This window comes from Paractinoplanes durhamensis, from assembly GCF_016862175.1.
GTDB lineage: Bacteria > Actinomycetota > Actinomycetes > Mycobacteriales > Micromonosporaceae > Actinoplanes > Actinoplanes durhamensis.
The window spans coordinates 185,661-210,725 of sequence record NZ_BOML01000033.1; the positions used below are offsets into that span (position 1 = coordinate 185,661).

General features: G+C 71.2%; 22 protein-coding genes. 11 read left to right on the forward strand and 11 right to left on the reverse strand.

Annotated features, from left to right (window positions below):
- Nucleotides 1-15 precede the first annotated feature (15 nt).
- The 3 genes from Adu01nite_RS20405 to Adu01nite_RS20415 form a co-directional block, all read right to left on the reverse strand.
- On the reverse strand, nucleotides 16-888 hold the full coding sequence (locus tag Adu01nite_RS20405) for a S1C family serine protease (RefSeq protein ID WP_203728491.1): 873 nt from the start codon (nucleotides 886-888) through the stop codon (nucleotides 16-18).
- Nucleotides 889-955: 67 nt separating this feature from the next.
- Nucleotides 956-1,714: an ABC transporter permease gene (locus tag Adu01nite_RS20410; RefSeq protein WP_239132561.1), complete on the reverse strand. Its 759-nt coding sequence runs from the start codon at nucleotides 1,712-1,714 to the stop codon at nucleotides 956-958.
- Nucleotides 1,715-1,799: 85 nt separating this feature from the next.
- Nucleotides 1,800-2,732, reverse strand: coding sequence for an ATP-binding cassette domain-containing protein (locus Adu01nite_RS20415; protein ID WP_203728492.1), 933 nt, complete (start codon nucleotides 2,730-2,732; stop codon nucleotides 1,800-1,802).
- A 74-nt stretch (nucleotides 2,733-2,806) separates the two neighbouring features.
- On the opposite strand from Adu01nite_RS20415, the gene Adu01nite_RS20420 reads away from it, so the two are divergent.
- From Adu01nite_RS20420 to Adu01nite_RS20440, 5 genes are all read left to right on the forward strand, one after another.
- The gene (locus tag Adu01nite_RS20420; protein WP_203728493.1) at nucleotides 2,807-3,568 is read left to right on the forward strand and encodes a TetR/AcrR family transcriptional regulator; all 762 of its coding nucleotides are present in this window, start codon (nucleotides 2,807-2,809) and stop codon (nucleotides 3,566-3,568) included.
- A 50-nt stretch (nucleotides 3,569-3,618) separates the two neighbouring features.
- Nucleotides 3,619-5,349: a YncE family protein gene (locus Adu01nite_RS20425; RefSeq protein WP_203728494.1), complete on the forward strand. Its 1,731-nt coding sequence runs from the start codon at nucleotides 3,619-3,621 to the stop codon at nucleotides 5,347-5,349.
- Nucleotides 5,346-5,765: a sigma factor-like helix-turn-helix DNA-binding protein gene (locus Adu01nite_RS20430; protein WP_239132562.1), complete on the forward strand. Its 420-nt coding sequence runs from the start codon at nucleotides 5,346-5,348 to the stop codon at nucleotides 5,763-5,765. Before Adu01nite_RS20425 ends, Adu01nite_RS20430 begins: the two co-directional genes overlap by 4 nt.
- Nucleotides 5,762-6,436, forward strand: coding sequence for an anti-sigma factor family protein (locus Adu01nite_RS20435; RefSeq protein ID WP_203728495.1), 675 nt, complete (start codon nucleotides 5,762-5,764; stop codon nucleotides 6,434-6,436). Before Adu01nite_RS20430 ends, Adu01nite_RS20435 begins: the two co-directional genes overlap by 4 nt.
- A 101-nt stretch (nucleotides 6,437-6,537) precedes the next feature.
- Nucleotides 6,538-7,749: a hypothetical protein gene (locus Adu01nite_RS20440; protein ID WP_203728496.1), complete on the forward strand. Its 1,212-nt coding sequence runs from the start codon at nucleotides 6,538-6,540 to the stop codon at nucleotides 7,747-7,749.
- A 1-nt stretch (nucleotide 7,750) separates the two neighbouring features.
- Here the strand turns inward: Adu01nite_RS20440 and Adu01nite_RS20445 are convergent, their stop codons facing one another.
- Both Adu01nite_RS20445 and Adu01nite_RS20450 read right to left on the reverse strand, forming a co-directional pair.
- Nucleotides 7,751-8,971, reverse strand: coding sequence for a hypothetical protein (locus Adu01nite_RS20445; protein WP_203728497.1), 1,221 nt, complete (start codon nucleotides 8,969-8,971; stop codon nucleotides 7,751-7,753).
- The gene (locus Adu01nite_RS20450; RefSeq protein ID WP_203728498.1) at nucleotides 8,968-9,486 is read right to left on the reverse strand and encodes a SigE family RNA polymerase sigma factor; all 519 of its coding nucleotides are present in this window, start codon (nucleotides 9,484-9,486) and stop codon (nucleotides 8,968-8,970) included. Before Adu01nite_RS20450 ends, Adu01nite_RS20445 begins: the two co-directional genes overlap by 4 nt.
- 163 nt (nucleotides 9,487-9,649) lie before the next feature.
- On the opposite strand from Adu01nite_RS20450, the gene Adu01nite_RS20455 reads away from it, so the two are divergent.
- On the forward strand, nucleotides 9,650-11,926 hold the full coding sequence (locus Adu01nite_RS20455) for a hypothetical protein (RefSeq protein WP_203728499.1): 2,277 nt from the start codon (nucleotides 9,650-9,652) through the stop codon (nucleotides 11,924-11,926).
- A gap of 57 nt (nucleotides 11,927-11,983) precedes the next feature.
- On the opposite strand, the gene Adu01nite_RS20460 is transcribed toward Adu01nite_RS20455, so the two are convergent.
- The 4 genes from Adu01nite_RS20460 to Adu01nite_RS20475 form a co-directional block, all read right to left on the reverse strand.
- A complete protein-coding gene (locus Adu01nite_RS20460) occupies nucleotides 11,984-12,970 on the reverse strand; it encodes a polysaccharide deacetylase family protein (protein WP_203728500.1) in 987 nt (328 codons plus the stop codon).
- Between the two features lie 5 nt (nucleotides 12,971-12,975).
- Complete coding sequence (gene xynA / locus Adu01nite_RS20465) at nucleotides 12,976-13,977, reverse strand: endo-1,4-beta-xylanase XynA (protein WP_239132563.1); 1,002 nt, start codon at nucleotides 13,975-13,977, stop codon at nucleotides 12,976-12,978.
- A gap of 285 nt (nucleotides 13,978-14,262) precedes the next feature.
- On the reverse strand, nucleotides 14,263-15,780 hold the full coding sequence (locus Adu01nite_RS20470) for an alpha-L-arabinofuranosidase B (RefSeq protein WP_239132564.1): 1,518 nt from the start codon (nucleotides 15,778-15,780) through the stop codon (nucleotides 14,263-14,265).
- Between the two features lie 73 nt (nucleotides 15,781-15,853).
- Nucleotides 15,854-17,038, reverse strand: a complete 1,185-nt coding sequence (locus Adu01nite_RS20475; RefSeq protein ID WP_203728502.1) for a Tad domain-containing protein — start codon at nucleotides 17,036-17,038, stop codon at nucleotides 15,854-15,856.
- 325 nt (nucleotides 17,039-17,363) lie between these two features.
- Between Adu01nite_RS20475 and Adu01nite_RS20480 the strand changes: the two genes are divergently transcribed.
- Nucleotides 17,364-17,594: a hypothetical protein gene (locus Adu01nite_RS20480; RefSeq protein ID WP_203728503.1), complete on the forward strand. Its 231-nt coding sequence runs from the start codon at nucleotides 17,364-17,366 to the stop codon at nucleotides 17,592-17,594.
- On the opposite strand, the gene Adu01nite_RS20485 is transcribed toward Adu01nite_RS20480, so the two are convergent.
- Both Adu01nite_RS20485 and Adu01nite_RS20490 read right to left on the reverse strand, forming a co-directional pair.
- Nucleotides 17,576-18,418, reverse strand: coding sequence for an SGNH/GDSL hydrolase family protein (locus Adu01nite_RS20485; RefSeq protein ID WP_203728504.1), 843 nt, complete (start codon nucleotides 18,416-18,418; stop codon nucleotides 17,576-17,578). The genes Adu01nite_RS20480 and Adu01nite_RS20485 overlap by 19 nt on opposite strands.
- A gap of 45 nt (nucleotides 18,419-18,463) precedes the next feature.
- The gene (locus Adu01nite_RS20490; protein WP_203728505.1) at nucleotides 18,464-19,792 is read right to left on the reverse strand and encodes a hypothetical protein; all 1,329 of its coding nucleotides are present in this window, start codon (nucleotides 19,790-19,792) and stop codon (nucleotides 18,464-18,466) included.
- 64 nt (nucleotides 19,793-19,856) lie between these two features.
- Here Adu01nite_RS20490 and Adu01nite_RS20495 point away from each other — a divergent pair, with 64 nt between their 5' ends.
- The 4 genes from Adu01nite_RS20495 to Adu01nite_RS20510 all read left to right on the forward strand — a co-directional run bounded on the left by Adu01nite_RS20495 (nucleotide 19,857) and on the right by Adu01nite_RS20510 (nucleotide 25,065).
- Complete coding sequence (locus tag Adu01nite_RS20495) at nucleotides 19,857-20,513, forward strand: NUDIX hydrolase (RefSeq protein WP_203728506.1); 657 nt, start codon at nucleotides 19,857-19,859, stop codon at nucleotides 20,511-20,513.
- Nucleotides 20,514-20,626: 113 nt separating this feature from the next.
- Entirely contained in the window at nucleotides 20,627-21,862 is a 1,236-nt protein-coding gene (locus tag Adu01nite_RS20500) for a hypothetical protein (RefSeq protein WP_203728507.1), read from the forward strand.
- 107 nt (nucleotides 21,863-21,969) lie between these two features.
- On the forward strand, nucleotides 21,970-23,775 hold the full coding sequence (locus Adu01nite_RS20505) for a TolB-like translocation protein (protein ID WP_203728508.1): 1,806 nt from the start codon (nucleotides 21,970-21,972) through the stop codon (nucleotides 23,773-23,775).
- A 111-nt stretch (nucleotides 23,776-23,886) separates the two neighbouring features.
- Nucleotides 23,887-25,065, forward strand: a complete 1,179-nt coding sequence (locus Adu01nite_RS20510) for a hypothetical protein (RefSeq protein WP_203728509.1) — start codon at nucleotides 23,887-23,889, stop codon at nucleotides 25,063-25,065.

A 25,065-nucleotide genomic window follows, 5' to 3' on the forward strand; every position in this document is an offset into this window, starting at 1 on the left:
GCTTCTCCTAAATTCTCACAGTGGCGGCGTCTGGCCGTCGCCCTGGCCGGCGCCGAGCGCGGCGCCGATCGGGACGGCGAAACCGATGCCGATGAAGGTGCCGGCGTCGGTCGGGTTGGCCAGCGCCACCACGATGCCGGCGACCTGGCCGCGGTCGTTGATCAGCGGGCCGCCCGAGCTGCCCGGGTTGACCGCCGCGTCGAACTGGATGAGCCCGGCGATGTCGGCGCCCTTCTCGCGGGTCATCGTCCGGTCGAGGCCGGAGACGACGCCGCTGGTGGTGCTCGCGGTCAGCCCGAGCGGGTTGCCGATCGCCACCACGTCGTCGCCGACCTGCAGGCCGCCGCCGAGGGTGGCCGGGACCAGGGTCTCCGGCAGTTTCGCCGGGGTGAGGGTGGCGATGTCCTGGGCGTCGTCGGCGCTCGCGACCTGGGCGGCCGAGGTGGTGCCGTCGGCATAGGTGATCTTGATGGCGACCGCGCCGTCGATGACGTGCGCGGCGGTGAGGATGGTGCCGTCGGCGTTCGCGATCACGCCGGTGCCGGTGGACGACTCGGCCATGCTCTTGGCGCCGGCCGCGGTGCCGGTCTTGCCGGTCGAGGTGATCCGGACGACCGAGGGCAGCACGGTCTGATAGGTCTCGGCCACGGTCAGTGGCCCGTCCGATGCGGAGGGTGAGGCTTTCGGCTGGGCCGCGGTCGGTGCCGGGTCGTCGCCGGAGCCGCGGAAGACCACCAGGCCGGTGATCACCACAGCCCACACGGCAAGCGCCCCGACCAGCAGCTTGCGCCGCACGGCCGGGCCGGGCGTCGTCCAGCGGCGCTGCGGCGGGTCCGGCTCGGGCGGCGGCCCTGGACCGTCGCCCTGCACCGTAATCACAGGCTGCATTTCTCGACTGTAGGAGCGGTTTCTCAAAGTTGGTTGAGAGTCACCTACGAATTCCTGTGCCTGCGGATCAGGTCAAACGCCGATAACGTCGCACCGCGAGCGGCATGAACACGGTGAGTAACGCCAGTGGCCAGATCACCGCCGGCCACCACGAGCCGCCCTCGCCCGGATTGCCGAACAGCTCGCGGGTCGCGGCGGCGGTCGCCGACAGTGGGTTCCACTCGGCGATCGTGCCGAGCCAGCCCGGCATCGTCTCCGGCGCGGTGAAGACGCTGGAGAGGAAGGCCAGCGGCCAGACCAGGATCTGCACCGCCATCAGCATCTCCGGCTTGCCGGCCACCAGCGCGAGCCAGACGCCGAACCAGAGCAGCGCATACCGCAACAGGAGCAGCAGTCCCACCGCCAGCAGGGCGTTTGTCCAGCCGTGGTGCCAGCGCCAGCCGACCGCCAGGCCGCAGGCGATCAGCACGACCAGGCCGGCCGCGGCGTACAGCATGTCGGCGACGGTGCGCCCGGTGAGCACCGACGCCGCCGAGATCGGCATGGTGCGGAACCGGTCGGTGACGCCCTTCCCGGCGTCCGAGCTCACCGCGGTGAACGTGCTCTCCAGCCCGAACGCCATGGTCAGCACGAAGATCCCGGGCAGCAGGAACTCGCGGTAGTCGCCGCCGCCCGGCACCTGCATGGCACCGCCGAACAGGTAGGCGAACATGAGCAGGATCATCACCGGGAAGAGCAGACCGATCGCGAGCTGGGCCGGTTGGTTGCGCCACTGCAGCAGCGTCCGCCGGGTGAGGGTCCAGCTGTCCATTGCGTACGCCGTCACGCGGTGCCCTCCTTAAGCATGCCCTTCTGGCCCTCGCCTGCGGCCTGGGCGGTCAACTTCCGGGTGTGCCGCTCGGTGCAGGCGGTCATGCCGCGCTCCTCTCGTCGGTGAGGCTGAGAAACACCTCGTCGAGCGTGGGCCGGCGCAGCGCGATGTCCTCGACGTCGTGGTCGCGCAGCGCCAGGGCGGCCTCGGTCAGCGCCGCCACCCGGTCGCCGACCGGCACGCTGACCCGCCGCTGGTCCGGGTCGATCTGCGGGTCGCCGGCCCCGATCCGGGTCAGCAGCTCGGCCGTCCGGTCCAGTGACTCGGTGTCGCGGACCACGACATCGAGGTGGTAGGCCCCCTTCAGCTCATCCGGTGGGCCGGCCGCGATCACCCGGCCGTGGTCGATCACGGCGATGGCGTCGGCGAGCTGGTCGGCCTCCTCCAGGTACTGCGTGGTCAGCAGGACCGTGGTGCCCTCGGTGACCAGGGCGCGGATCTCCCGCCACACCTCGTTGCGGCCGCGCGGGTCGAGGCCGGTGGTCGGCTCGTCGAGGAACAGCACGGCCGGGCCGATCAGCAGCCCGGCCGCCAGGTCGAGGCGGCGCCGCATGCCGCCCGAATACTTCGCGGCGGGCCGGTCGGCCGCGTCGGCCAGCCCGAACCGCTCCAGCAACTCGCCGGCCCGGTGGCGGGCGCGGGCCGCGCCGAGGTGGTGCAGGCGGCCGAACATCTCCAGGTTCTGCCGGCCGCTGAGCTGCTCGTCGAGGGCCGCCTGCTGGCCGACCAGGCCGATCCGGGCGCGGACCCGGTCGGCCTCGCGGACGACGTCGTGCCCGGCCACCCGGGCGTGCCCGGCGTCGGGGCGCAGCAGCGTGGTGAGGATCCGGACGGCGGTGGTCTTGCCGGCGCCGTTGGGCCCGAGCAGCCCGTGAACGGTGCCGGCCGGGACGGTCAGGTCGAACTGATCGACGGCGGTGGTGGTGCCGAAGCGCCTGGTCAGGCCTTCGGCCTCGATCGCGAGGTCGCGCATCGTGCTCCTATCACTTTACAGCGTACGGAGTTCGTGCGCCGCCCACGATACCTCGATTCCGTACGCTGTAAAGGGTGACGACCGACTTCAGCGGCGGCGGCGACCCGCGGCGCACCATCGAGTTGCTCTGGGGCCTGCGCGAAGGCTCCCGCCCGGGGCCGAAACCGCGCTTCACGGTGGCCGAGATCGCCGCCGCCGGCCTGGCCATCGCCGACGCCGACGGCCTGGCCGCGCTGTCCATGCGCCGGGTCGCCGAGCGCCTGGGCGTCAGCGCGATGTCGCTCTACACCTACGTGCCGGGCAAGGCCGAGCTGATCGACCTGATGCTGGACACGATCTTCGGCGAGGTGTCGCTGACCTTCGACGGCACCGACGGCTGGCATGAACGCCTGGAGCGGGTGGCCCGCGAGAACTGGCAGCTCTACCTGCGCCACCCCTGGCTGCTGCAGGTCGCCACCAGCCGCCCGCCACTGGGCCCGCACCTGATCGCCAAGTACGACTTCGAGCTGCGCGCGATCGACGGCATCGGCCTCACCGACATCGAGATGGACCTGGTCGTGCAGATGGTCGGCGACTACGTGCACGGCGCCGCGCGCACCGCCGTCTCGGCCACCCTGGTCGCCCAGCGCACCGGCCGCACCGACGAGCAATGGTGGGCGGAGGTCGCCCCGGTGCTGGAGAAGGTGCTCGACCCGGCGGCCACGCCGACCGCTACCCGGGTCGGTGCGGCCGCGGGCGAGGAGTACAACGCACCGGGCGACCCGGCGCGGGCCTTCGAGTTCGGCCTGCGCTGCCTGTTGAATGGCATCGATGTGCTGATCGCGAAGAAGCGATAGACGGGTTACTCTGATCCCCATCGTCACTGCATGATGATCGCGGGGACACTATGAGTGATCTGAGCCTGCCGACGCATGTGCTGACCGAGATCGACAGCCCGATCCGGGAGGCTCGTCTGACCGGTGTGGACGAGCTGGCCCGGTTCGCCGGCGGCAACGATCTCGCCATGGCCGCTGCCGCCCGCAGCGCGCTCGAACGCCTCACCCAGGACGACAGTCGCAGCGTCTCGGCCGCCGCGGCCGCCGCGCTCGAACGCACCGCGATCCGGGTGCGCCCCGAGCGGGTCGACTTCGGCCAGCTCGCCCCGGGCACCCCGCGGATCGTCGCCGACGTGCTGGTCGACGGCCCGCCGCTGGCCCTGGCCAGCGCCACCGTCACCGTCTCCGGGCCCGGCCTGCGGGCCATGCTCACCGGCCGCCAGCTGCGCATCCTCTGGCAGCCGCGGTCCGAGTGGCTGGACGGCTCGGTCACCGTGCGCGGCCCGGCCGGCTGGGCCGACGTGCGGGTCACCGGGCAGGTGCCGGTCGCCGCCGCCCCGGTGTCCCGGGCCGCGGTCGAGGCGCAACTGCAAGCGGTCAACACCACGGTCAACTACGCCGCCTACGGCCCGTCCCGGGTCACCGTGCTGCCGGCGCCGCCGCCACGGCGCCGGCTCGGCGGTGCCGTCCTGGTCGCCGGGCTGACCGCGCTGGTCGTGCTGGGCGGGGTCGGCGTCGCCTGGTCGCTGCTCGGCCGGCCGGACACCGCCACCCCGACCACCGCCGCCGACCTGCTGCCGACCGCGGCGCCGGTCGCCGAGCAGAGTCCGGAAGCGAGTGCCGGGCCGGTCGCGCCGATTACCGTGCCTAAAGAGGTGCTCGCGCACCGGATCGCCAGCCTCGGCAAGCCGGCCTTGATCGCCACCATCAAGGTCGGCAACGAGCCCGAGGGCGTGGCCGTCTCGCCCGACGGCCGCACGGTCTACGTCGCCAACCAGGGCGCGAAGGTGCTGTCGATCGTCGACGCCACCAGTCGCCAGGTCAGCTCGGTGACGCTGCGCAACACCCCCCGCTTCGTGGCCGTCTCCCGCGACGGTCGCAAGGTCTTCGTCTCGATGTACGAGAACGACAAGAAGACCGGCAGCGGCGTCGCGGTCGTGGACGCGGCCGGTAAGAAGGTCGACGGCTACGTGAAGACCGGGGATGCGCCGTTCGCGCTGTCCACCGGGCCGGACGGCAACCTCTGGGTGCCGATCCACGGCGCCGGCCGGGTCGAGATCTACTCGGTCGGCGACCAGAAGCCGGCCGGCGTGATCACCGTGCCGCCCAACCCGCACGCGGTCGGCTTCTCCGGCGACCTGATGCGGGCGTTCACCGCCAACCACGAGTCCAACGCGGTCGCGGTCGTCGACATGAACACCGACAAGCTGCTCAAGAGCATCCCGGTGGCCAAGGCCCCGCACAGCATCGCGGTCTCCCCGGACGGCCGGCGCGTGCTGGTGGCCGGCTTCGAGGCCAACGCGGCCAACCTGATCGACGCGGTCACGCTCAAGACCACCGGCCCGTTCGCGGTCGGCAGGGCGCCGCAGAGCGTCGCGTTCGCGGCCGACGGCAAGCACGGCTATACGGTCAACGAGGTCGACGGCACGATCTCGGTGCTGGACGCGAGCAACGGCAGGGTGACCGCGACGGTGAAGGTCGGCAAGAGCCCGCGCACGATCGGGGTGTCCCCGGACGGCCGGTTCGCCTATGTGTCCAATGGCGACGACGACACGATCTCGGTGCTGAAGGTGGGGGAGTGAGCAGGCGGGACGGTGCGGCCGACGAAGCCCTGGTCCGGCGGATCTTCGAGGAGCACGGTGCGGCGATGCTGGCCTACGCGGCCCGGCTCACCGGCGATCGGGCCCGCGGCGAGGCGGTGGTCCAGGACGTTCTGCTGCGCGTGTGGCGGCACCCGGAGATCCTCGCCGGGCCGGCCCGGGCCAGCCTGTTCGCCACCATCCGCGACATCGCCGGCGGCGCCCCGGCCGGCGAGGCGATGGCCATGCTCGGCGCGGTCGAGGCGTTGCCGCCGGAGCATCGCGACGTGCTGAACGTGCTGTATTTCCAGGGCCGCGACATCGCCGAGGCGTCCGCGTCGCTCGGCGTCCCGGCCGGTGCGGTCAAGGAGCGCAGCTATCAGGCGCTGCGGCAACTGCGCGCGGCGGTGGCCGGGTGAGCGGGCACGAGACCGCGCTGCTCGGCGCGTACGTCCTCGGCGTTCTCGACCGGGCCGAGCAGGGCGCCGTGCAGGACCATCTGGACGGCTGCGCGGCGTGCCGGCGCGAGGTCGACGACCTCCGCGAGATGGAGATCGCGCTGGGCGAGATCCCGCCGGAGGCCTTTCTGGAGGGACCACCGCCGGGCGGCGAGCTGTTGCTGCGGCGCACGCTCGATGAGGTCCGCGGTGAGCGTCGCCGGCAGACCTGGCGCAACCGCACCCTGCTGGCGACCGCGGCCGCCCTGGTCGTGGTGGTGGCGCTCGGCGGTGGTGCGCTGATCGGCCGGCGCGCGGCCGGCCCGGCGCCGGACGCCGTCGCCGTCGTGCCGGCCGGCACCCGCACCGCGACCGCCACCGATGCCGCGACCGGGGTGACCATGGCGGTCGAGGTCCGTCCGGCGGCCGGCTGGGTGCGGGTGCGGGCCACCGTGTCCGGCATCCCGGCCGGTGAGCAGTGCCGCCTGGTGGTGGTCGCGCCGGACGGTTCCCGCGAGCAGGCCGGCAGCTGGCTGGGCCCGGAATCGGGAAGCACCACGGTGGACGGTGCCGCCCTGATCGCCCCGGCCGACGTGGCCGCCGTGCAGGCCGAGACCTACGCGGGCCAGATCCTTGTGACAACCCCGCTCTAGACCCTCGCCATATCGATGGCCAGCACATATTATCGGTCTGTGACGACTCAATATACGCAGCGTCATCATTGCAGATCGGGTCAAGACGGCAGGTGGGGTCAATGACACCCATGGGCTGGATCGCGCTTGCGCTCACCATCTTCGGTGCGTTCGCCTTCGCCGCGGCCTCGATCCTGCAGGCCATCGGGGCCCGTCGCAGCACCGGCATGGCCAAGACCCTCGGCCATCCGCTCTACCTGCTGGGCACCCTCCTCGACCTGGTCGCCTGGGGCTGTTCGATGGTCGCCCTCAGTGAGCTGGCCGTCTACCTGGTCGAGTCGGTGCTGGCCGGTTCGCTCGCGGTCACCGTGGTCGCCGCCCGGGTCATCCTCAAGTCGCGGCTGCGCGGCATCGACGTGGTCGCCGTCGCCGTCTCGGTGACCGCGCTGACCGTCCTCGCCATGTCGGCCGGCCCGCAGGAGACCGTCGAGACCTCGGCCGAGCTGCGGCTCGCGTTCTGCGGTGCCGCGGTGCTGATCGCCCTGCTCGGCTGGGGTGCCACCAAGTTCGCCCCGCCCGGCGTGGTGGCCGGGCTGGCCGGCCTCTGCCTCGGCGGCGCCGCCCTGGTCGGCCGGGCCCTGACCTTCCCGGCGGGCGCGTTCGACAGCTTCGGCTCGGGTGTGCTGGCCGTGGTCACCTCGCCGCTGATCGGCGCCCTGCTCGTCTTCGGCGTCGCCGGCATGGTGCTCTACGCCGACGCGTTGCAGCGCGGCCAGGTCGGCCCGGTCACCGCGGTGCTCTGGATCGCCGAGGTGATCGCCCCCTCGGCGGTGGCCGTGACGTTCCTCGGCGACACCGTGCGCCCCGGCTGGGAGATGGCCTCGATGGGCGCCGGCCTGGTCGTGGTCGTGATGGCCGTGGTGCTCGCGACCGCCCCGGCGACCGCGGCCACCGTGATGGCCGCCGACGGCCGGCCCGCACTCGAGGCCGCCCCGGTCCGGCCCGCCCTTCCCGCGGCGCCGGCCCCGGCCACCATTCCGGCCGCGGTTGCCGCCGCGGCCCGGGCGCACGCCGAGCGGATCATCTGGTGGGGTGCGCCGCCGATCTGGGTGCCGCCGGAGCGGGTGCGTCCGGCGCTGGCCGGCCGCTCCGCTCCCGCGCTGGCCTGGGCGCCGCCCGAGCGTCAGCCGCTGTGGGCGCAGCCGCAACCGTCCGATGCCGACTCGACCGAGATCCTGCGCCCGGTTGCCCCCGATTTCCCCGCACACCCGGACGTTCCACGCTTCGCCGAACCGGACCGGTTGCGCCCCTGGCACGACCTGCCCGCCGCCTGAGTCAGCACTGCCAGACGGCGACCCCCAGGTTGTAGACGTCGTTCTTGAGCGTGCCGGCGACCAGGCCGGTGTCGGCGACCGCGCTGGCCCAGGCCGTCCGGCCGGCCGGCACCGGTAGCTTCAGCGGCCCGTCCTCGAGCAGCACGTAACCGCCGGACACCACCCAGCCGAGCGCGTTGACCGCGTCGGCGGCGCCGACCCCGTCCATGGCCGGCGCCAGGTCGGCGTCCGGCGGTGTCTTCAGGTGGGTGAGCTTGCCGGTGCGCAGGTTCCACAGACCCGGCTCCATCGACGGCCACAGGCCACCGGCCGCCCAGTCACCCTGGGTGTGGTAGCCGGCCGCGGTCTCCCCGGCGTCCGGCTTCAGCTCGCGGCCCCTACCCTGCTGGTCCCACGCCCAGGCGCCGGTGGCGCCCTGCTCACCCTCGTAGATCGCCCCGACCAGGGTGCCGTCGTCGTTGATGTCGAGGGCGTTGGCGCCCTTCGGCAGCGGCACCTTCGTGGCCTTCGTCGAACCGGCCGTCCAGACGATCGCGAAGCTGTCCTTGCCGCCGGTGTTCCCCTTCGGCTCGACGTTCAGCACGACCTCGCCACCCGCGTTGATCCGCGGCACCGGGTAGGCGTGCCAGTCGCCGGCCGGCAGCTTGAGCATCTGGTAGGAGCCGTTCTGCCAGCGGAACGGGTAGTCCTCGTTCCCGATGGTGATCATGCCGACCACCTGACCGGCCGCGTTCACGTCGCTGAGCTGTACCGACTTGCCCGGGATGGACAGCGCCTGCGCCTTGCCGCCGGTCCACAGGATCGGCTTGAAGTTCTGCTTGGTGGTGGCGTTGCCGACGATGTATTTCCCGGCCGGGTCGACCGCGGTGATCTCCACGCCGCTCAGGCCCTTCGGCACCGGAAGCGTCCGCATCTGGCAGGCGATCGGCCCGGTGCGCGCGGACCGGGTCGGCGTCGGATCGACCGGCAGATCGGGATCGACCGACGGGGACACCGAGGTCGACGGCCCGACGTCGACCTTCACGTCGTTCCAGGCCGCGGAGAGCACCGGCGGCGCCCCCAGCAGCAGGCCGATCGCGACGGCCGCGCCGGTGGCGGCCCGGGTCGTGGTGCGCCGGGCCGACCGCTTGCGCCCGGCGCGCAGCACCTCGTCCATCTCGACCCGGCTCGGCGGCACGTCGAGCTCCTCGAGCCGGCTGCGAAGTTCCCGCTCCTCGTTCACGCGCGTCCCGTTCCCCTCGCGACCCGAAGCGGACCCGCCTCGAGAACACCGCGCAGGGCGGTCAGCCCGCGCGACGCCTGACTCTTCACGTTGCCCGCCGAACAGCCCAGGGCGTCGGCCGTCTCCTCCACCGACAGGTCGACGAAGTAGCGCAGCACCAGCACCGCGCGCTGCCCCTTCGGCAGCGCCCGCAGCGCGGTGACCAGCGCGTCCCGCTCCTCGACCGCGTGCTGGGCGGGCGCCGCCTGCTCCGGCAGGAAGTTGCCGAGCAGCACCTTCGACCACCGGCGGCGCCGCTCGTCGAGGAACCGGCGGACCAGCATCCGATGCACGTACGCGTCGATGTTGTCGGCGCCGCTGGCCCGGTGCCAGTCCACGTAGAGCGAGGTCAGCGTGGCCTGGACGATGTCGTCGGCTTGATGCCGGTCGGAGCACAGGATGTACGCGAGGCGATGCAGACGGGGTAACCGCCCGCTCACGTACTCCACGTACTCCCGCTCGATGTCGGGCCGCATCCCGCTCCTCCCCGTGGACCTGTCCGACCTCTTGTCGTTGCCGGGGCGGCAAAAGGTTGCATCACATCTTGGTGGCCTGACCGAAACGCCGATGCATCGATGGATGCCGGTCTGCGAACATCGTCGCTGCACCGCGTCCGGTGTGGATAACGGGGAGAATTTCGTGGGCTTCATCAAGGCCGCCAAGGCCGTCTTTCTTGCTGCTCTTCTGATGGTTTCCATCGCCGTCGTGCCCGGTGGGCCGGCGCTCGCGGCCACCACCGCGCCGATCCCGGCCGACTGCGCCGCGGCGACCCTCGGCACCTCCTATGACCTGGAGTTCACCACCACGGTCCGGAGCACCTGCCTGCTGTTGCCGGAGCTGCCGGCGAACAGCAAGGTCGGGGTGTTCGGGCCGGCGAACAGCAGCGAGCTGAGGACGCCGCGCCTCACCGTGCTGACCGGCGACGGCACGGTGATCTGCAGCGGTTACGGCACGTGGCTGTTCGACTGCACGCTGACCGGCACGGGCCCGTTCCGGGTGGTGGCCACCGCCGCCAACGAGGTGGTGGTCGGCCCCTACAAGCTCGCGCTGCAGCGGCTTTCCGGTGACGCCGGCTGTCGCACCGACCTGCCGCTCGGCCGGATCGGCGCGGACAGCGGCCTCGATGTCTCCTTCGACGACGAGCACGGGTTCGTGAGCTGCTTCGCGATGCCGCGTGGCACGCACTCGACCCGCGAGCTCGTCTCCGCCGAGCGGGTCGCCGGCCGCGCGGTCGATTTCGCGGTCTACGACCAGGCGACCGGCTCGCGGGCCTGTGCACGGCCGGGGACCGCGAGCATCGTCCAGTGCGACCTGAACGCCACCCGCGACTACAGCCTCGTGGTTCTCGGCCCCTCGCCGGCGGCCACCAGCCGGGTGACCCGCCGGGACACGACCTACGCCGCGTTGAGCTGCGACCCGGTCACCTCCACCGAGCTCGGCGGCCCGGCCTCGGCCGGCGCCCTCGGCCGCCTCGGTGACGCCCGGTGCTTCCAGGTGACCGTGCCGGCCGGCGACCGTTTCCTGATGGGCCTGCGCTCGGACACGGGAAACCGCTTCCAGTGGGTCACCGACAACAACGGCACCTTCTGCTACGGGAGCCGGGCCTGCACGACGACGGTGTGGTCGGTCGACATGACCTACCGGCTGGTGGTCTGGAAGGCGATGGACAGCTCCGCGCCGGTGCCGTTCCAGCTGGACACCTGGCAGATCCTCGGCCACGGGACGCTCTCGCCGAAGTGCCAGGAGTCGGCCCCGATCGTCTCCGCGACGACGCTGAGCGGCACCTTCACCGATCAGGACACCGCCCGCTGCGTGGTCACGACGGTCGCGTCGAAGGACGAGTACCGGATCGCGATCGATGGCGGCGACCCGTACGACAACCGGTCGTTCCTCTTCGACCCGTGGTATCTGATCGGGTCGTCGGGGCACTGGGCGACGGCGGGGTGCGACGCGGTGGTGTCCCGCTGCACCGCGACCGGCATTCTCGCGAACGAGGCGCCGCGCAAGGCGATCTTCCTGCTCACCCCGGGCACGCAGTTCGGTGACTTCCCGTATCAGGCGCAGATCACCTGCCTGACCACGCCGTGCGGCGGCGACGCCTACGCCGTCAGCGGGGTGTCGCCGGCCACCGTGCCGGCCGGCGTCTCGGTCGTCCTCACCCTGACCGGGGCCGCCTTCGACGCCGCCGACACGGTCCAGCTCACCCGGGCCGGGGCAGCGCCGATCAGCGCCGTCGTCGAGAGCGTGAGCGCCGACCGGCACACGCTGACCGCGCGGGTCGACCTGGCCGGTGCGGCCGCCGGCGCGTGGTCGGTGACCGCGACGTCGGCCGCTACCCACGCCACCGCGACGCTGGCCGGTCCGTTCACGGTCATCGGGCCGAATCTGGTCTCGACCCAGGCGCCGTCGATCTCCGGGGCGATCCGGGTGGGCAGCACCGTGCGAGCGGTGCCCGGCGTCTGGTCGCCGGCAGCGACGTCCTACGGCTACCAGTGGGCCGCGAACGGTTCGGCGATCAAGGGCGCGACCGGGGTCACCTACACGATTCCGCCGGCGCTGCGCGGGCTGCGGCTCTCCGTCGTGGTCACCGCCCGGCGGCCCGACTACCTGGCCGGGGCGCGGGCCACGGCCTACGCCACCGTGGGGTACGGCGTCGCGCCCAAGGCGTCGGCGCTGCCGAAGATCTCCGGGACGGTCAAGGCCGGGAAGACGGTCAAGGTCTCGGTGGGTACGTGGTCGCCGAAGCCGACCGCCTACCGGTACGAGTGGCGGCTCAACGGCAAGCTGATCAGCACCTCGTCGGCGGTGAAGCTGACCAAGGCGATGAAGGGCAAGAAGCTGACGGTGACCGTGGTGGCCAAGCGCACCGGGCACCTCGACGGCCGGGCCACCAGCAAGAGCGTCAAGGTCGGCTGACAGTGAAGGGCCGCCGGCACGTGGCGTGCGTGCCGGCGGCCTGAGGCTCGACGCTGGTCAGGCGGTCGAGCAGGTCACCGAGGGCCAGGTCCAGTTGCCGTTGTGCTGGATCGTCACGCCCCAGTTGTTGCCGCTGCCGTTCGGCTTGGCCACCAGCACCTGCGCGCTCGGATAGCTCGCGGTGATGTTCCAGGTGGACAGGACCTTCTCCGGGGACGGCAGCGTCATCGTCACGGTCCACGCGCTGGAGCCGCTGACCGCGACGTTCAGGTTGTAGCGGTCGCTCCACGAGGAGCCGGCCGACAGGGTGGCCGTGCAACTGCCGGTGCCCCCGGTCGGGCTGGTGGTCGGGCTGGTCGTCGACCCGCCCCCGCCGCTGCCGTCCGGGGCCACCGCCCGGCCGGTGGACGGTGAGATCATGCCGGCGCACAGGTTGCGGCCGGCCAGGCCCTGGGCGATGCGCGGGATGGCGGCGAGGGTGTTCGCCGGCCAGTCGTGCATCAGGATGATCTGGCCGTTGGTGAGCCGGGCGTTGGCCGCCACGATCGCGTCGACGCTCGCGCTGTTCCAGTCCTGCGAGTCGACGTCCCAGATGATCTCCTTGAGGCCGTACTTGGCCTCGACCGCCTGCAGCGTCCCGTTGGTCTCGCCGTAGGGCGGGCGGAACAGCTTGGGCGTCCCGCCGCCGGCGTTGGCGATGGCGGTCTGGGTGCGGGAGATCTCCGAGTCGATCTGCGCCTGGCTCTGCTGGATCAGGTGCGGGTGGGTGTAGCTGTGGTTGCCCACCCACATGCCCGCGCTGACCTGGGCCGAGACCTGCGCCGGGTACTGCGCGGCGTACTGGCCCTCGTTGAACATCGTCGCCCGCAGCCCGTTGTTCTTCAGGGCGTTGAGCAGGGCCGCGGTGTTGCCGGACGGCCCGTCGTCGAAGGTGAGACCGACGTACCCGTTGCAGGTCGCCGCCTGCGCCGGGAGGGTGACGCCGGCAACGCCCGCGGCGGCCAGCGCGGCGACCGCCAGTGTGGTGATCAGCTTCTTCCGCATCGTGATCACGCTGCCGTACACGACACGGTGGGCCAGGTCCACGTGCCGTTCGCCTGGATGGTGACGCCGAAGTTGTTGCCGCTGCCGTTGGGCTTGGCGGTCAGCACCTGGGCGCTGGGGTAGGTCGCGTTGATGTTCCAGGTGGAGAGGATCTTCTCCGGGGACGGCACGTTCATCGTCACGGTCCAGGTGCTGGAGCCGGTGACCGCGACGTTGAGGTTGTAGCGGTCGCTCCACTGCTGGCCCGCGGACAGGGTCGCGGTGCACCCGCCGCCGCTGCCACCACCACTGGTCGGCGTGGTGGTCGGCGTGGTCGTGGTGCCGCCGATCGTGATGTTGGAGTTGCCGCTGCTCTGGTAACCCTCGGTGGCCAGGATTTGGTAGTCGAAGGTGCCCAGGCTCATGCCCTTGCTCGCCCACGCGTCGAAGTGGTTGCCGGCCGTGATGGTGCCGCCGGTCTTCTTCGACTGCCGGACACTCCAGTACTGGTAGAAGGTCTTGGTGCCCTCGATCGACGGCTGGTTGACCCGCTGCGTCTGGTAGATGTCGTAGGTGCCGCCGTCGCTGGTGACCGTGCCCTTGTAGGTGCCGGTCGGCCGGTAGGTGCCCCAGTTGTCGACGATGTAGTACTCGATCAACGGGTTGCGGGTCCAGCCGTAGAGCGTCAGGTAGGCGTTGCCGGACGGGTTGAAGCTGCCGCTGTAGCTGACCGCGCGCCGGGCGCCGGTGGCCCAGCCCTTGCCGGCCACGAAGTTGCCGGTGTTGCTCCAGTTGGTGCTGTAGTTGCCGGCGGCGCCGAGGTCCATCGAGACGGTGCCGGCGCTGTCGGTCCAGAACGAGTAGAAGTAGCCGTTGTTGGTGCCGGTCTGGTTGCTGGTGACGGCGGCGCTGGCCATGCCGGGCAGCAGCATCGTGCTCGCGGCCAGGGCCAGGGCGGCCACCGCGGCCAGCAGGAGCCGGACGCGGCTCCGTCGTCGTGATGTCGGGGGACCGGAAGTTTCGATCATTGCGGGCTTCCTCCGCGGGGGACGGGCAGCGTGATACGACCCGGTGGTCGACCGGGTCGTACTGCGCGTTTGGACGGGGAAAGGGCCTCGGGGCTGACCCTCATCGACCTAAGTCGATGGCGACAGTATTGAGCGAGCTGCGTCACAGTGTCAACAAGTTCCGGAAAGTTGTCGGTACCTGGAGGGGCCAGAAATAGCCGTGAGCACCGGAAACAGGGTTCCGGTGCTCACGGCGTACTCAATCTTGGGTGGCCGTTGGTTCTGCCTCTCCGAAAGTTTCGGAAGTTACGGGGTCCAGGCGCCCTGCACGGCCCAGCTCACGTCGTCGGACCAGAGGGTGGCCGAGTCGTAGGCGTTGGTGCCGCCGTTGCTGGCGATGTAGACCGCGTTGTTGTAGTGCCGGATGAACCGGGTCGAATAGTTGCTGGAGGCGAGCGAGAAGCCCTGGCCGTTCTTGCCGGCCGACGGGCAGAACGTCGCGTCCGAGGCGAAGACCGAGGTGCTGTCGTTCGCGTTGAGGACCAGCTGGTAGTTGTAGTGCCGCAGGTAGCTGCCCGCCGTGTTGCGTGACTCGAACGAGACGCACGAGCTGTTGGCGAGGCCGGCCCGCACGTAGAAGGACGCGTTCGCCTTGTCGGTGGCCGAGCTCGACGCGGTGATCGCGGTGGTGTTCACGGTCGTGCCGGAGTGCGTGATGTAGCGGGTGACGCAGCAGCCGGTGGTGGCCCGCAGCGAGACCGCCTTACCGGCGACGAACGGGCTGGCGGTGGTCGTCGTCGCGTAGGCGGCCGCGGTGATGTTGGCCTGCACCGAGTTCTCGGTCGCGTCGGTCGGGTAGCCGGAGGTCAGCACGCCCTCGTAGAACGTGCCCTGCGCACTGACGCTGTTGTCGCCGCCGATGCCGAGGATGATCGCGCCCTCCTTCTTCATCGGGTTGTAGCCCGAGACGTTCGGGCGCACCCCGCTGTAGAAGGTGGAGAGGCTGCCGGACTGGGCGTTGCCGCCGCGGATCGACCACAGGTTGGGGCCGCCCTTGAGGGTGGCGGTGAGGAACCGGTGGCTGATCGTCGGGTCGTTCGCGTTGTAGCCCGCGTTCACCCCGGAGAACAGACCGTTCTCCAGGTCGGCCATCACCCACGGGCCGTTGCCGGCGCCGTAGCCCCAGCCCTTGGAGTTGCCGAAGTAGAGCGCCTCCATGGTGCCGTTGCCGTTGTCCCGGCTGTTCGTCTCGGCATTGCCGTAGTCGAAGCAGCAGCCGCCGTTGTAGCGGGTGCCGTCGAAGATCGCGTACATCCCCTCGGCGGCGTCGCCGGTGGCGATCCCGTTGGTGCTGTTGTTGCGGTAGCCGGTGCCGGGGGCGACCAGCACGCCGTACGCCCGGTGGCCGCCGACCGTGACCGGCGCGGCGTTGGCGTCGGCGAGGTTGTCGTAGCCGCCGGAGGCCGGGCCGTTGAAGCCGCCCGGCGGGGCCTGGGTGAGGTGGTTGCCGCGGCCGGACTGGTCGTAGATGACCGTGATGACGCAGGACGTGCCGGCGCAGAACGTGTCCTGGGTGGCCGCGTTGGCGGCGCCGCCGGCGGCGAGCACGCCGACGTTGGTGGTGGCGTTGTCCGAGGCTCGGCGCACCTGGTAGAGCGAGCCGCTGAAGGCGCCGTAGAGGGCGCGGGTGGTGCTGTGCGCGGCGACGCAGGGGGTGCCGCCGGAGGCGTAGATGTCGCACGGGCCGGTGCCGGCGGCCTGCGCGGAGGAGGGGACGGTGACCAGCGCGGCGACGACCGCGAGGGACAGGAGGATCCGGCGCATGTACGGCACCTCTTCCATGGAGGTCTGTCTATGTGAACGTTAACATAGACGTGACCTCCCGGAAACACAATGGCTATCCCGTGCGGGCGATCACGGTGGCGCCGAAGTTCTGGCCGGTGCCGAAACCGGTCGGGCGGGACAGCGGCACCAGGGTCTTGGTGAAGTACCCGGTGATGCAGGCCGAAACGATGCAGAGAACGTCGTTCAGACCCTGGGTCAGGCCGCCGCTGAGGATGCTGCCCAGGCCTTTGACCAGGCCGCCGAGCAGGGTGTAGTAGCCGGTCGGGACGAACGGCGCGAACCCCACGATGTGGTACTGCGGCGCGATCGACAGGATCGGTGAGAACGACGGGACCAGCTTGTCGTAGATCGGCACCATGATCGCCTTGCCCGCCGCGGCGTACGCCTGGAGCAGCGGGACGCAGGTCAGGGCGGTGAGGGCCAGCACCGAGGCGCGCGGCAGGTCGTCGACCGCGATGTTCATCATGCAGCTGCTGTCCGGCGCGGTCAGGTCCTGGTACATCAGCCAGCCGTAACCGCGCGGCACGGTGGTGTCCAGTGGGGTCGTGCAGCTGGGGATGACCGAGCCGAGCAGCACGGTCGACCCCGATTTGACAATGGAGTAGTCCGCGCCGGTGGTCGGGTTGGGCAGACCGATCGTGGTGTAGAGGCCGAGGCCGGACAGCAGCCCGCCGATCGGGCCGTAGTAGACGGTGCCGTTGCCGGTCATCCGCTTCCAGTCGCACAGCGAGATGCCGAGCGCGAACACCTTGGTGGTGACCGGCGGTCCCCAGCTGACCCGGGCGCACGTGCCCACCTTCTTACCGGTGTAGGCCCCGCCGGTCAGGGCCCCGGCGAAGGTCGGCGGCAGCAGGGTCGAGCCGGTCGAGGTCACCGTGCTGGTCCGGACCTCGGCGTACTGGCCGACCGACTGCCCGGCCGGCACGGCGGGCAGCGGCGGGCAGGTGACCGTCGTGTTCCACGGACTCGGGCAGCTGGTGTTGCTGATGCAGACCATGGCGTCGGCCTGCTGATCGCCGCCGGCGTTCTTCTTGGCGTAGAGAATGGCCTTGCCGACCTGGTTCTCCTTGGTGCAGACGTCGCCGCGGATGCAGCTGAGCGCCACCGCCATCGAGGCGGCGTCGGCACCGCTCTGCAGCTGCTCGCGCTCGACGTAGAGCTGGCCGATGTCGATGACCACCGCACCCAGCCCGAACACCACGCCGCCGGCGAGAATGGCCGCGAGAAGGGTGGCCACCGCGCCGTGGTCGGAGTCCTGGCGCTTGCGGCCCCATATGCCAATTCGCCTGATCGAGAACATGCCGACGCCTCACCGCAGCAGATCGAAGGTCAGGCCGACCCTACGCAATCGTTGTGCCGATATGCGGGTGTTTCAGGTGTTTCTCAGTTGTTTCGCTCCGCGTAGTAGCTGTCCGGTGCCTCGGAGATCGGCCCGGTCGGCTTCGTCGATCATGACGGGCATGAGTACCGGTGTGAGCGGGGGCGGTTGCGGATGAGATACGTCATCGCGTCCGCCTCGCAGCGGCGGGTCGACGAGTGCGCGGAGTTCCTCGGCACCCGGGGTGATCCTGACCGTGCCGCCGCTGGCGCTGGACGCCGCGCCCGGCACCGGCGTCGAGGAGCACGCCGGCAACGCGCTGCGGTCGTGCCTGGCCGCCTACCTGGCGACGGACGATCCTCATCCGGAGCCGAAGATCCTGGTCCATCTGGAGGCGGCGGCCTTCGACCGGCCGGACCTGACCCCGGTCCTGCGGGCGATCGCCGCGTTCCTCGATCACCAGCTGGCGCGGTAGGAGGCGTCGGCGAGCTCGTTCTGACCCTTCGCGTTCGGGTGGAAGTAGTCGACCGAGCTGACCTCGTCGAGACCGAAGCGGACCTGGTGGACGCTGCCGTTGTCCCAACGGCAGCGTTTGCCGTACGCCTTGCAGGCCGCCCGCAGCTGGTCGTCGTAGTCGTCGATGCGGTCGCGGACCTGCTTGCGCCGGTCATTGTCGGCGTCGGCCTCGGAGGCCGGGTTGGCGAACAGCGACGGGCAGATCGTGGCGCGGGTCCACACCCGGACCGCGTCCGGGTTGTCCTTCCCGAGGTCCCACAGCCGGTAGAGGTCCGGGATGCTGGTCACCAGCACCCGGGACTTCGGCAGCCCCTTCTTCAGCCGGTTGAGGGCCTTGTCGACCTCGCTGCGGAACGTCGTCACCGAGGTCATCCCGCCGACCGTCTTCGCGCAGGCGTCGTTCGCCCCGATCAGCACCGTCACGTACTCGGCCTTGGCCTTGACCGCCCGGGCCGCCTGCCCGTCCAGGGCGTCGGCCTCGGCCCCCGGCTCGCCGAAGTTGTCGGCGTTGCCCTTGATCTTGGAATTCTTGGCGAGAATCCGCCGATAGTGGCTGTCCACCGTGTCCCCGGAGCCGGTCGACCACGAGTTGCGGGTGCACACCACGTAGGTGCCGCAGCTGCCCAGCCCCGCGGTGATCGAGTCACCGAGGGCCGCCATCGACGACGGATAACCGGACTTCGTCGGCGCATCGGTGGGCTCGGAACCGGCGGTGCCGCCCTCGCAGGCGAGCGCCAGGATGCTGAGCAGGGCGAGGACGACCAGGTGCCAGCGGCGGATCATGCATCCCCCGTATGCGACGGAAAGTTACGGTCTCCGCACCATATGTCATCGACGGTCGGGCTCGACCACCTGCATCAGGGCGGCCGCGAGCCGCCGGGTCCCCTTCTGCCCGGTGAGCCGGGTGGCCAGGAAGCCCAGCCCGGCCGGGAGGGTCTCGCCGCCGATGGTCATCGCGATCTGTGCGGTCACCGGCATCGAGAAGGCCGAGCCCACCCAGGCCGAGCCGCCCGCGACGCTCAGGCCCAGGCCGAACTCGATGATCCGGTTGTGCAGCCCGAGCTTGGTGGTCTTGCCGAGCAGGCCGGCCACGTGGGTCAGGTGCTTCTCCAGCGCCTTCTGTGCCGCCTTGGCGTCGGTGGCGGTGTTGATCGCCGTGACGCCCTTCCAGAACGGTGACTTCCGGCGGTCGGCGCCGCGCTCCGCGAACAGGGCGGGCAGGCCCTGACCGGCCGACTCGTAGAGGCGCCGGAGCTCGGCGTGCACCGGACCCTCCGCGCGGACCTCGAACATCGTGGTGGCCGGGGCGGTCGGGGCGGTGCCCTCGCCCAGTTGGTATTCGGTGACGGCGAGGCTCTGCGCGATCCGGCGGGCGGTGAGGCGCTGGTCGTCGGTCTCCAGCTCGGTGCTCATCGTGGTGGTGGCGATCCCGATCGAGCCGGCCACCACCGCGTTGTAGAGCGTGTCGACGAACTCGATCACCTCGTCGAGCCGGTCGTCGCCGCCGGCCACCTCGGCCGCGGTCTTCCCGTCCCGCCACGGGCCGGGCAGCCGCAGTGAGCTGCGTTCGTTCAGCTCGGGGCCGAGGGCCTTGATCGAGCGGAGCAGGCGGTCGTGCACGTCGCCCTCGGCCGGCCGGGCCACGAACGCCCGGAGCAGGCCGGGAAGGGTCGGGCTGTCCGGCCGCGGGCGGGCCGCGACCGGGCCGAGCTCGGCGAACTCGCGGCGGACGATGTTGAAGGCGGCCCGCCGGTCGTCGTCCAGCCAGGGGCGGCTCAGCAGCCAGCCGGCGTCCAGGCGGTCGCCGGCCTCGGCCGGGTGCTCGCCGAGCTCGGGGAAGGCCGAGCTCAGGAAGCGGGCGTCGCGGGCGCGCGTCAGGATGTTGGTGACGGCGTCGTCGAAGCTGCGGACGCCCGGGCCGAACAGGTGCGGGCGGAACGGGTGGTCGGCGTCGGCGTCGGCCACGTCGCGAGCGTTCAGGAAGGTGCGGGCCACCCGGTGAAAACCGTAGGAGTCGAAGGCGTACGACTGCGGCACCACGATCTCGCGGCCCAGGATGATCGTTACCAGGATCTCGGAGAAGAGCTGGAGCTCGGCGATCGTGCGGATGTCGTCGTCGGCGGTGGGGTCACGGAACGGCTGCCGGACGGAGTCCATGGATTCCAGGTACTGATACAACGTGCCCCCTTCGCCGGAGATCCATCGTAGAAGGGAACCCCACTTGCCCGTCACGGAAGATCGGCGCGCGGCTTATGACCGGTTGCGCGCGGAACGGCCCCGGCTGTTCGTGAACCCGCCCGGCGTACCCCTGGAAATTGTCTTCGACGAGGAGTTGCAGGAGCAGGCCGGCGACATCGGGGTGCTGTACGCCGACGAGTACCTGGTGCTGGTCAAGGACGCCGTACGCTTCCCGTCCGGCCGGATCGGCACCTACATCCGGACCGTCCCGGCGGTGGACGGCGAAGCCGTGGTGGTCTTCGCCACCGCGCCGGACGGCCGGGTCGCGCTCGCCCGGCATTTCCGGCACGGCTGCCGTGAGTGGCACTGGGAGGTCGCCCGGGGGTTCGCCGAGCCGCGGACCGACGGCGCGGCGAACGCGGCCAAGGAGATGCGCGAGGAGCTGGGCGTCGCGCCCGCCTCGATCAGCTTCCTGGGCCGGCTGGACGAGCAGGAGTCCGAACACCGGGTCGGCGTCTACCACGCGGTGGCCGACTTTCCGGACCGGCCGCCGCTGACCGGCGACGCGGTCGAGGAGGGCATCGACGAGATCATCCTGGTCGACGTGCCGGAGTTGCGGCGTATGATCCGAATGGGGGAGATCACCGATCTATATACGCTTGGGGCGTTTGCGCTCGCGGTGGTCGCCGGGGTCGTGTGAGCAGGACCGTTCGTCTCACACCACTGCCTGCTAAGGCGATAGCAGGAGTAGCGTGGCCGACCGAGTATCGGCTGGGTCGTTTTGCCAAGATCCTGAACCGCCAAGGAGGGTCCTTGTCCAGCACGAGTCTCACCACGCGCGAGCGCGTGTGGCTGCCGCTCGAGTACGTGCGTACCGTCGGCCCGCTGCAGGGTGTCACCGTGGAGGGGCTGCGCAGCGCGCTGATCGGCCTGCACGCGACCGACCCCACGCACCGGGCGGTGTCCCGGCTCGACCGGGCCGGTGCCCGGTGGGAGCACATGGACGCGGCGGCCTTCGCCCGTTACGTGCAGGACGCGGTCACCGACGCCGGCGGCCTCGACATCGTCGCCGCCACCCAGGCCCTGCAGCACGAGCCGCGCGCCCACCACCCGGTGCGGATGCTCGTCGGCCCCGATTTCGTGGCGCTGAAGATCTCGCACTCGTACGGCGACGCCGGACCGGTCAACACGCTGCTGCGCGAGCTGGTCAAGGCGGCTGCCGAGGGTCGCGCCGCCGCCGTCAAGCCGTCGCTGCGGCACCGGAGTGCGCTGCTCACGGCCTGGTTCAAGCAGATCGCGTTCCAGCCCGGCCGGTGGAAGCAGGGCTTGAACTTCCCGCGCCCGCCGCGCCCGGTCGCCGAGCCGATGAAGCCGTGGAAGAACGAGATCGTCTGGCGGACCACCCGCTCGGCCGAGGCCCTGGTGCAGATGCGTAAGTGGCGCGACGAGCACGCGCCCGGCGTCACGACGTCGGCCATCACGTTCGCGGCGTTCGCGGCCGCGCTGCGCGACCTCGGCGCCAACCCGAACCTCGACGGCGCGATCTTCCTCGCCGACGCCCGCCGCTTCCTGGACAAGGGCGTCGAGATCGACAGCGACTTCTGCATGGGCATGTGGCTCTCGCCGGACGACATGACCGACCCGGCCAGCATCCACCGGCTGATCAAGGCGGAGCTGACCGTTCCGCGGATCCTCTCGGTGATGGTGCTGGAGGAGACGAAGATCCTGGCCGGCGGCACCAAGGGGATGCCCGATCCGTTCCCGGACGAGATCGCCGTCAACACCCGTGCCCGGCACACGTTCAGCAACCAGGGGCGGCACGACGGGCTGTCCGACCTGCCGTGGACCGCCGAGCCGGGGGAGCGCTACAACTTCAGCGTGCCCACGCTGTGCGAGCCGGACGGGATCGCGCTGGCCACCACCGAGATGAACGGCGTGCTGCACCTGGACGCGACGTTCCACGCCTCGACGTTCGACCCGGCGCTGATCGCCAAGGCCCTCGATCTGGTGTGCACCGACCCGGCCGGCCTGATCATGGCGGGCCGCTGACCGACCGTTTCCTCTGATCATCCGGACGGCCCATGGACGTGGTCGCCGCTCGGGATGACCATCGGATGCTTCCTTTTCCGGGAAGCACCACGGGGGAGGGAACTTCAGTGCGTACCAGAACAAGATGGGCGCTGAGCGGCGCCGCGGTGGTCGCGGGTGCGGCCTGGCTGGTGGTGCCGGCGCTGTCCGCGTCGGCCTCCGAGACCACCACCAGCCTGCCGGTGACCGAGTTCGGGTCGGTGCTCGCCGACAGCGCCAACCACCACGTCTACGTGACCGGCGGGCCGCGGACCAGCAACCTGGCCGTGCTCGACGAGTACGGCGTCCTGCAGCAGCAGGTCGCGCTGGGCGGCGCGAGCGGGATGGCGTTGAGCCCGGACCATGAGACGCTCTACGTCGCGCTGGCGAAGAGCGGCGCCGGCGGGATCGCGGCGATCGACACCGCGACGCTGGCCGTCGAGCAGACTTTCTCGTCCGTTGTCTGTCCGTCCTACCTGGCGGCCGGCAGCGAAAAGGTCTACTTCACCTACGGCTGCGACGGCGGCGGGCTCGGCTCGCTCGACCCGGCGACCGGCGCCATGACGCTCGGCCTCGGGGCCGCGACACCGGACGCGCGCCCGGTCTCGGCGGCCGGCGGCAAGCTGGTCACCACGACCAGCACCGGCATCGATCTGTACGACATCACCGGTGCCACGCCGACCCTGCTCACCTCGGCGGCGCCGTGCACCGGCGCGAGCACGGCGACCTTCAACGGCGGCCGGATCCTCGCCACCTGCCTGTCGCCCGGCGCGGCGTTCGCCCTGTCGGCGGTCGACCTGAGCGTGACCGGCACGTTCGGTTCCAACGACCAGCCGGCGGTCGGAGTCGCCGGCAGCGCCGACGGCTCGACCGTGGCGGTGGCGACCACCACCAACTACGCCCCGACCGTCTGGGTCTCCGCGGCCGACGGGACAGCGCTGCGCAACCACCCGCTGCCGGCCGGCGAGACGATCGACTACCAGGGGGTCGCGCTCAACGGTGACGGCTCCACCGCGTACGCCGTGTCGCACCTCTCGCACGCCTACCGCCTGCACGTCTTCACCAGCGAGGCGAAGACCCCGACGCTGACCCTGACCGGTCCGGCCACCGCCGACCCGGGTAGGCCGGTCACCCTGACCGGCACGTTCGGCGGCGGGGCCGGCAAGCAGCTCGCGGTCACCCGCACCGACCTGACCGGCGCGCACCAGCTGGCCGTGGTCACCACCGGGGACGGCGGCGCGTTCACCGTCACCGACCAGCCGGCCGGCGGCGGCGACAACATCTACGCTGTCTCGTTCGCCGGCGACGGCACGTGGGGTCCGGCCCAGGCGACCGCCACCGTCGCGGTCGCCCGCAAGGCGAGCGGGGTGTGGGTGGAGACCGACCGGTCGCACTATGCCTACGGCGCCACCGCCAAGGTGACCATCTGGGTCGGGCACACCACGGGCCAGGTCTGCCTGGCGAGCAACCTCGGCCTGTCCACCTGCACGCCGACCGACAAGGCCGGCGTCGCGCACCTGACCTACCAGATGCTGCAGAACACGGTCCTGACCGCGTCGTTCGCCGGCAACGCCACCTACGCTCCGGCGTCGATGAAGCTGCGGGTCACCACGTCCGCGCAGGTCCAGGAGGCGATCAAGGGCACCCGGCTCGCGGTCTTCGTCCAGCCTTACCGGCCGGGCGCGACGGTGCGTTTCACCGAGCAGACCCTGGTCCACGGAAAGTGGCGCACGGTCACCACCTGGACGGCCAAGCTCGACGGCAACAGCCGGGCGGTCGGCGTCGCCACCGGCAAGATCGTGCGGAACCAGCCCTACCGGATCCGCGCGTCGTTCATCGCCGACGCCAAGAACGCCGCCGCCGACGGCGTCTGGAAGACCTTCAAGATCCGCTGAGTGCATGGTGACGGCCCGGCCTGCGAGTTTCGCAGGCCGGGCTTTCGCTTTATTTGGGTACGGGTGGGAAAGCGCTCAGATCCGGCGCCGCCCTGCCGAACCTAACCAGATGTGAAGTGGTCCCGCCCGTCGTCCCGCCAGTCCGGCTGGATGATCCTGTTCGGTACCGCCGGAGCGCTGCTGGCCTGGGCATTCGCCGTGCGGCGCCGGCCCGCCGCGGCGCCGGCCTCGGCCGTTACGGACATTTCGCCGCGGGCGTCCTCATCGCCATCTGTTTCGTCGCCGTTGCCGGCGGCCGGCGGATCGGATCCGTCCCGCGGGCTGATGCGGATGGCCGTCGGTGGTGCGGTTGCCGTGGTTCTGGCGGTGGCCATCGTCATCGCGACTCGGCCCTCGTCGCCGGGTGGTCCGGCCGGTGCCAGTGCCGGTGCCAGTGCCGGTGCCGGTGCCGCCGGCTCGTCGCCGGGGCCGATGTCGCTCGCCGACTGCCAGGCCGCGATCGCCGCCCAGCTCAATCTGCCGGACCGGCTGACCTGCGGCTACGAGACAACCGGGGCGTGGCTGCCGGACAATGACCCGGCCGCCGACCCGAGCGACCCGCGCTACGCCGGCGCGGCCCTGCCGACCAACCTGTCCACCGGCGGGCGGGCCTGCCTGACCGGCTCGAAGCGGCCCGTCCTGGACACCATCCGGCCGGCCCTCTCCGCATCGTTCACGGCCGGCCCGGGCCTGCAGCGGATCGAGTCCACCTTCCAGGTCACCGGGGTCGACGGACCGACCGGGCACGACATCCTCATCGGCGGGGACAACATGCCGCAGGGCCTGACCGCGACCCTGGACTTCAAGATGCAGGGCCCGCTCACCCACGGCGAGTCGTACCGCTGGCGGGTCCGCGGCACCCCGCCGTCGGTGGGCGCGAAGGGCTGGTCGTCGTGGTGCGAGTTCACCATCGGCGAGACCACTCTGGACGACCTCGGCCTGAACCCGACCCGGAAATACGCGATCACCCTGCCGACCGCGAAGTGGCGCGAGGCGCTGGCGATCCTCGGCCCGGTCGAGACCTACACCGACGGCGCCAAGTCGAAGCACGCACCGATCGAGGTGGCGGCGACATCGTCGGCGACCACCGCGCCGGTGACCCTCAGCGGCTACGACTGGAACTCGATCGTCGAGAGCCTGGCCTACTGGGCCTCGACCGAGCACAAGGCGGCGTATTGGGCCGTCGCCGACCTGATCTCCGCCGCCCTGGACGGCCCCGAGCACCCCACCATGGGCTTTCCCCGCGCGTAA

Excerpts from the sequence above, each read along its gene's own strand:
- Adu01nite_RS20405 (WP_203728491.1), bottom strand. The coding sequence starts at position 888 with ATGCAGCCTGTGATTACGGTGCAGGGCGACGGTCCAGGGCCGCCGCCC.
- Adu01nite_RS20415 (WP_203728492.1), bottom strand. The coding sequence starts at position 2,732 with ATGCGCGACCTCGCGATCGAGGCCGAAGGCCTGACCAGGCGCTTCGGC.
- Adu01nite_RS20425 (WP_203728494.1), top strand. The coding sequence starts at position 3,619 with ATGAGTGATCTGAGCCTGCCGACGCATGTGCTGACCGAGATCGACAGC.
- Adu01nite_RS20440 (WP_203728496.1), top strand. The coding sequence starts at position 6,538 with ATGACACCCATGGGCTGGATCGCGCTTGCGCTCACCATCTTCGGTGCG.
- Adu01nite_RS20450 (WP_203728498.1), bottom strand. The coding sequence starts at position 9,486 with ATGCGGCCCGACATCGAGCGGGAGTACGTGGAGTACGTGAGCGGGCGG.
- Adu01nite_RS20460 (WP_203728500.1), bottom strand. The coding sequence starts at position 12,970 with ATGCGGAAGAAGCTGATCACCACACTGGCGGTCGCCGCGCTGGCCGCC.
- xynA (WP_239132563.1), bottom strand. The coding sequence starts at position 13,977 with ATGATCGAAACTTCCGGTCCCCCGACATCACGACGACGGAGCCGCGTC.
- Adu01nite_RS20470 (WP_239132564.1), bottom strand. The coding sequence starts at position 15,780 with ATGCGCCGGATCCTCCTGTCCCTCGCGGTCGTCGCCGCGCTGGTCACC.
- Adu01nite_RS20485 (WP_203728504.1), bottom strand. The coding sequence starts at position 18,418 with ATGATCCGCCGCTGGCACCTGGTCGTCCTCGCCCTGCTCAGCATCCTG.
- Adu01nite_RS20490 (WP_203728505.1), bottom strand. The coding sequence starts at position 19,792 with ATGGACTCCGTCCGGCAGCCGTTCCGTGACCCCACCGCCGACGACGAC.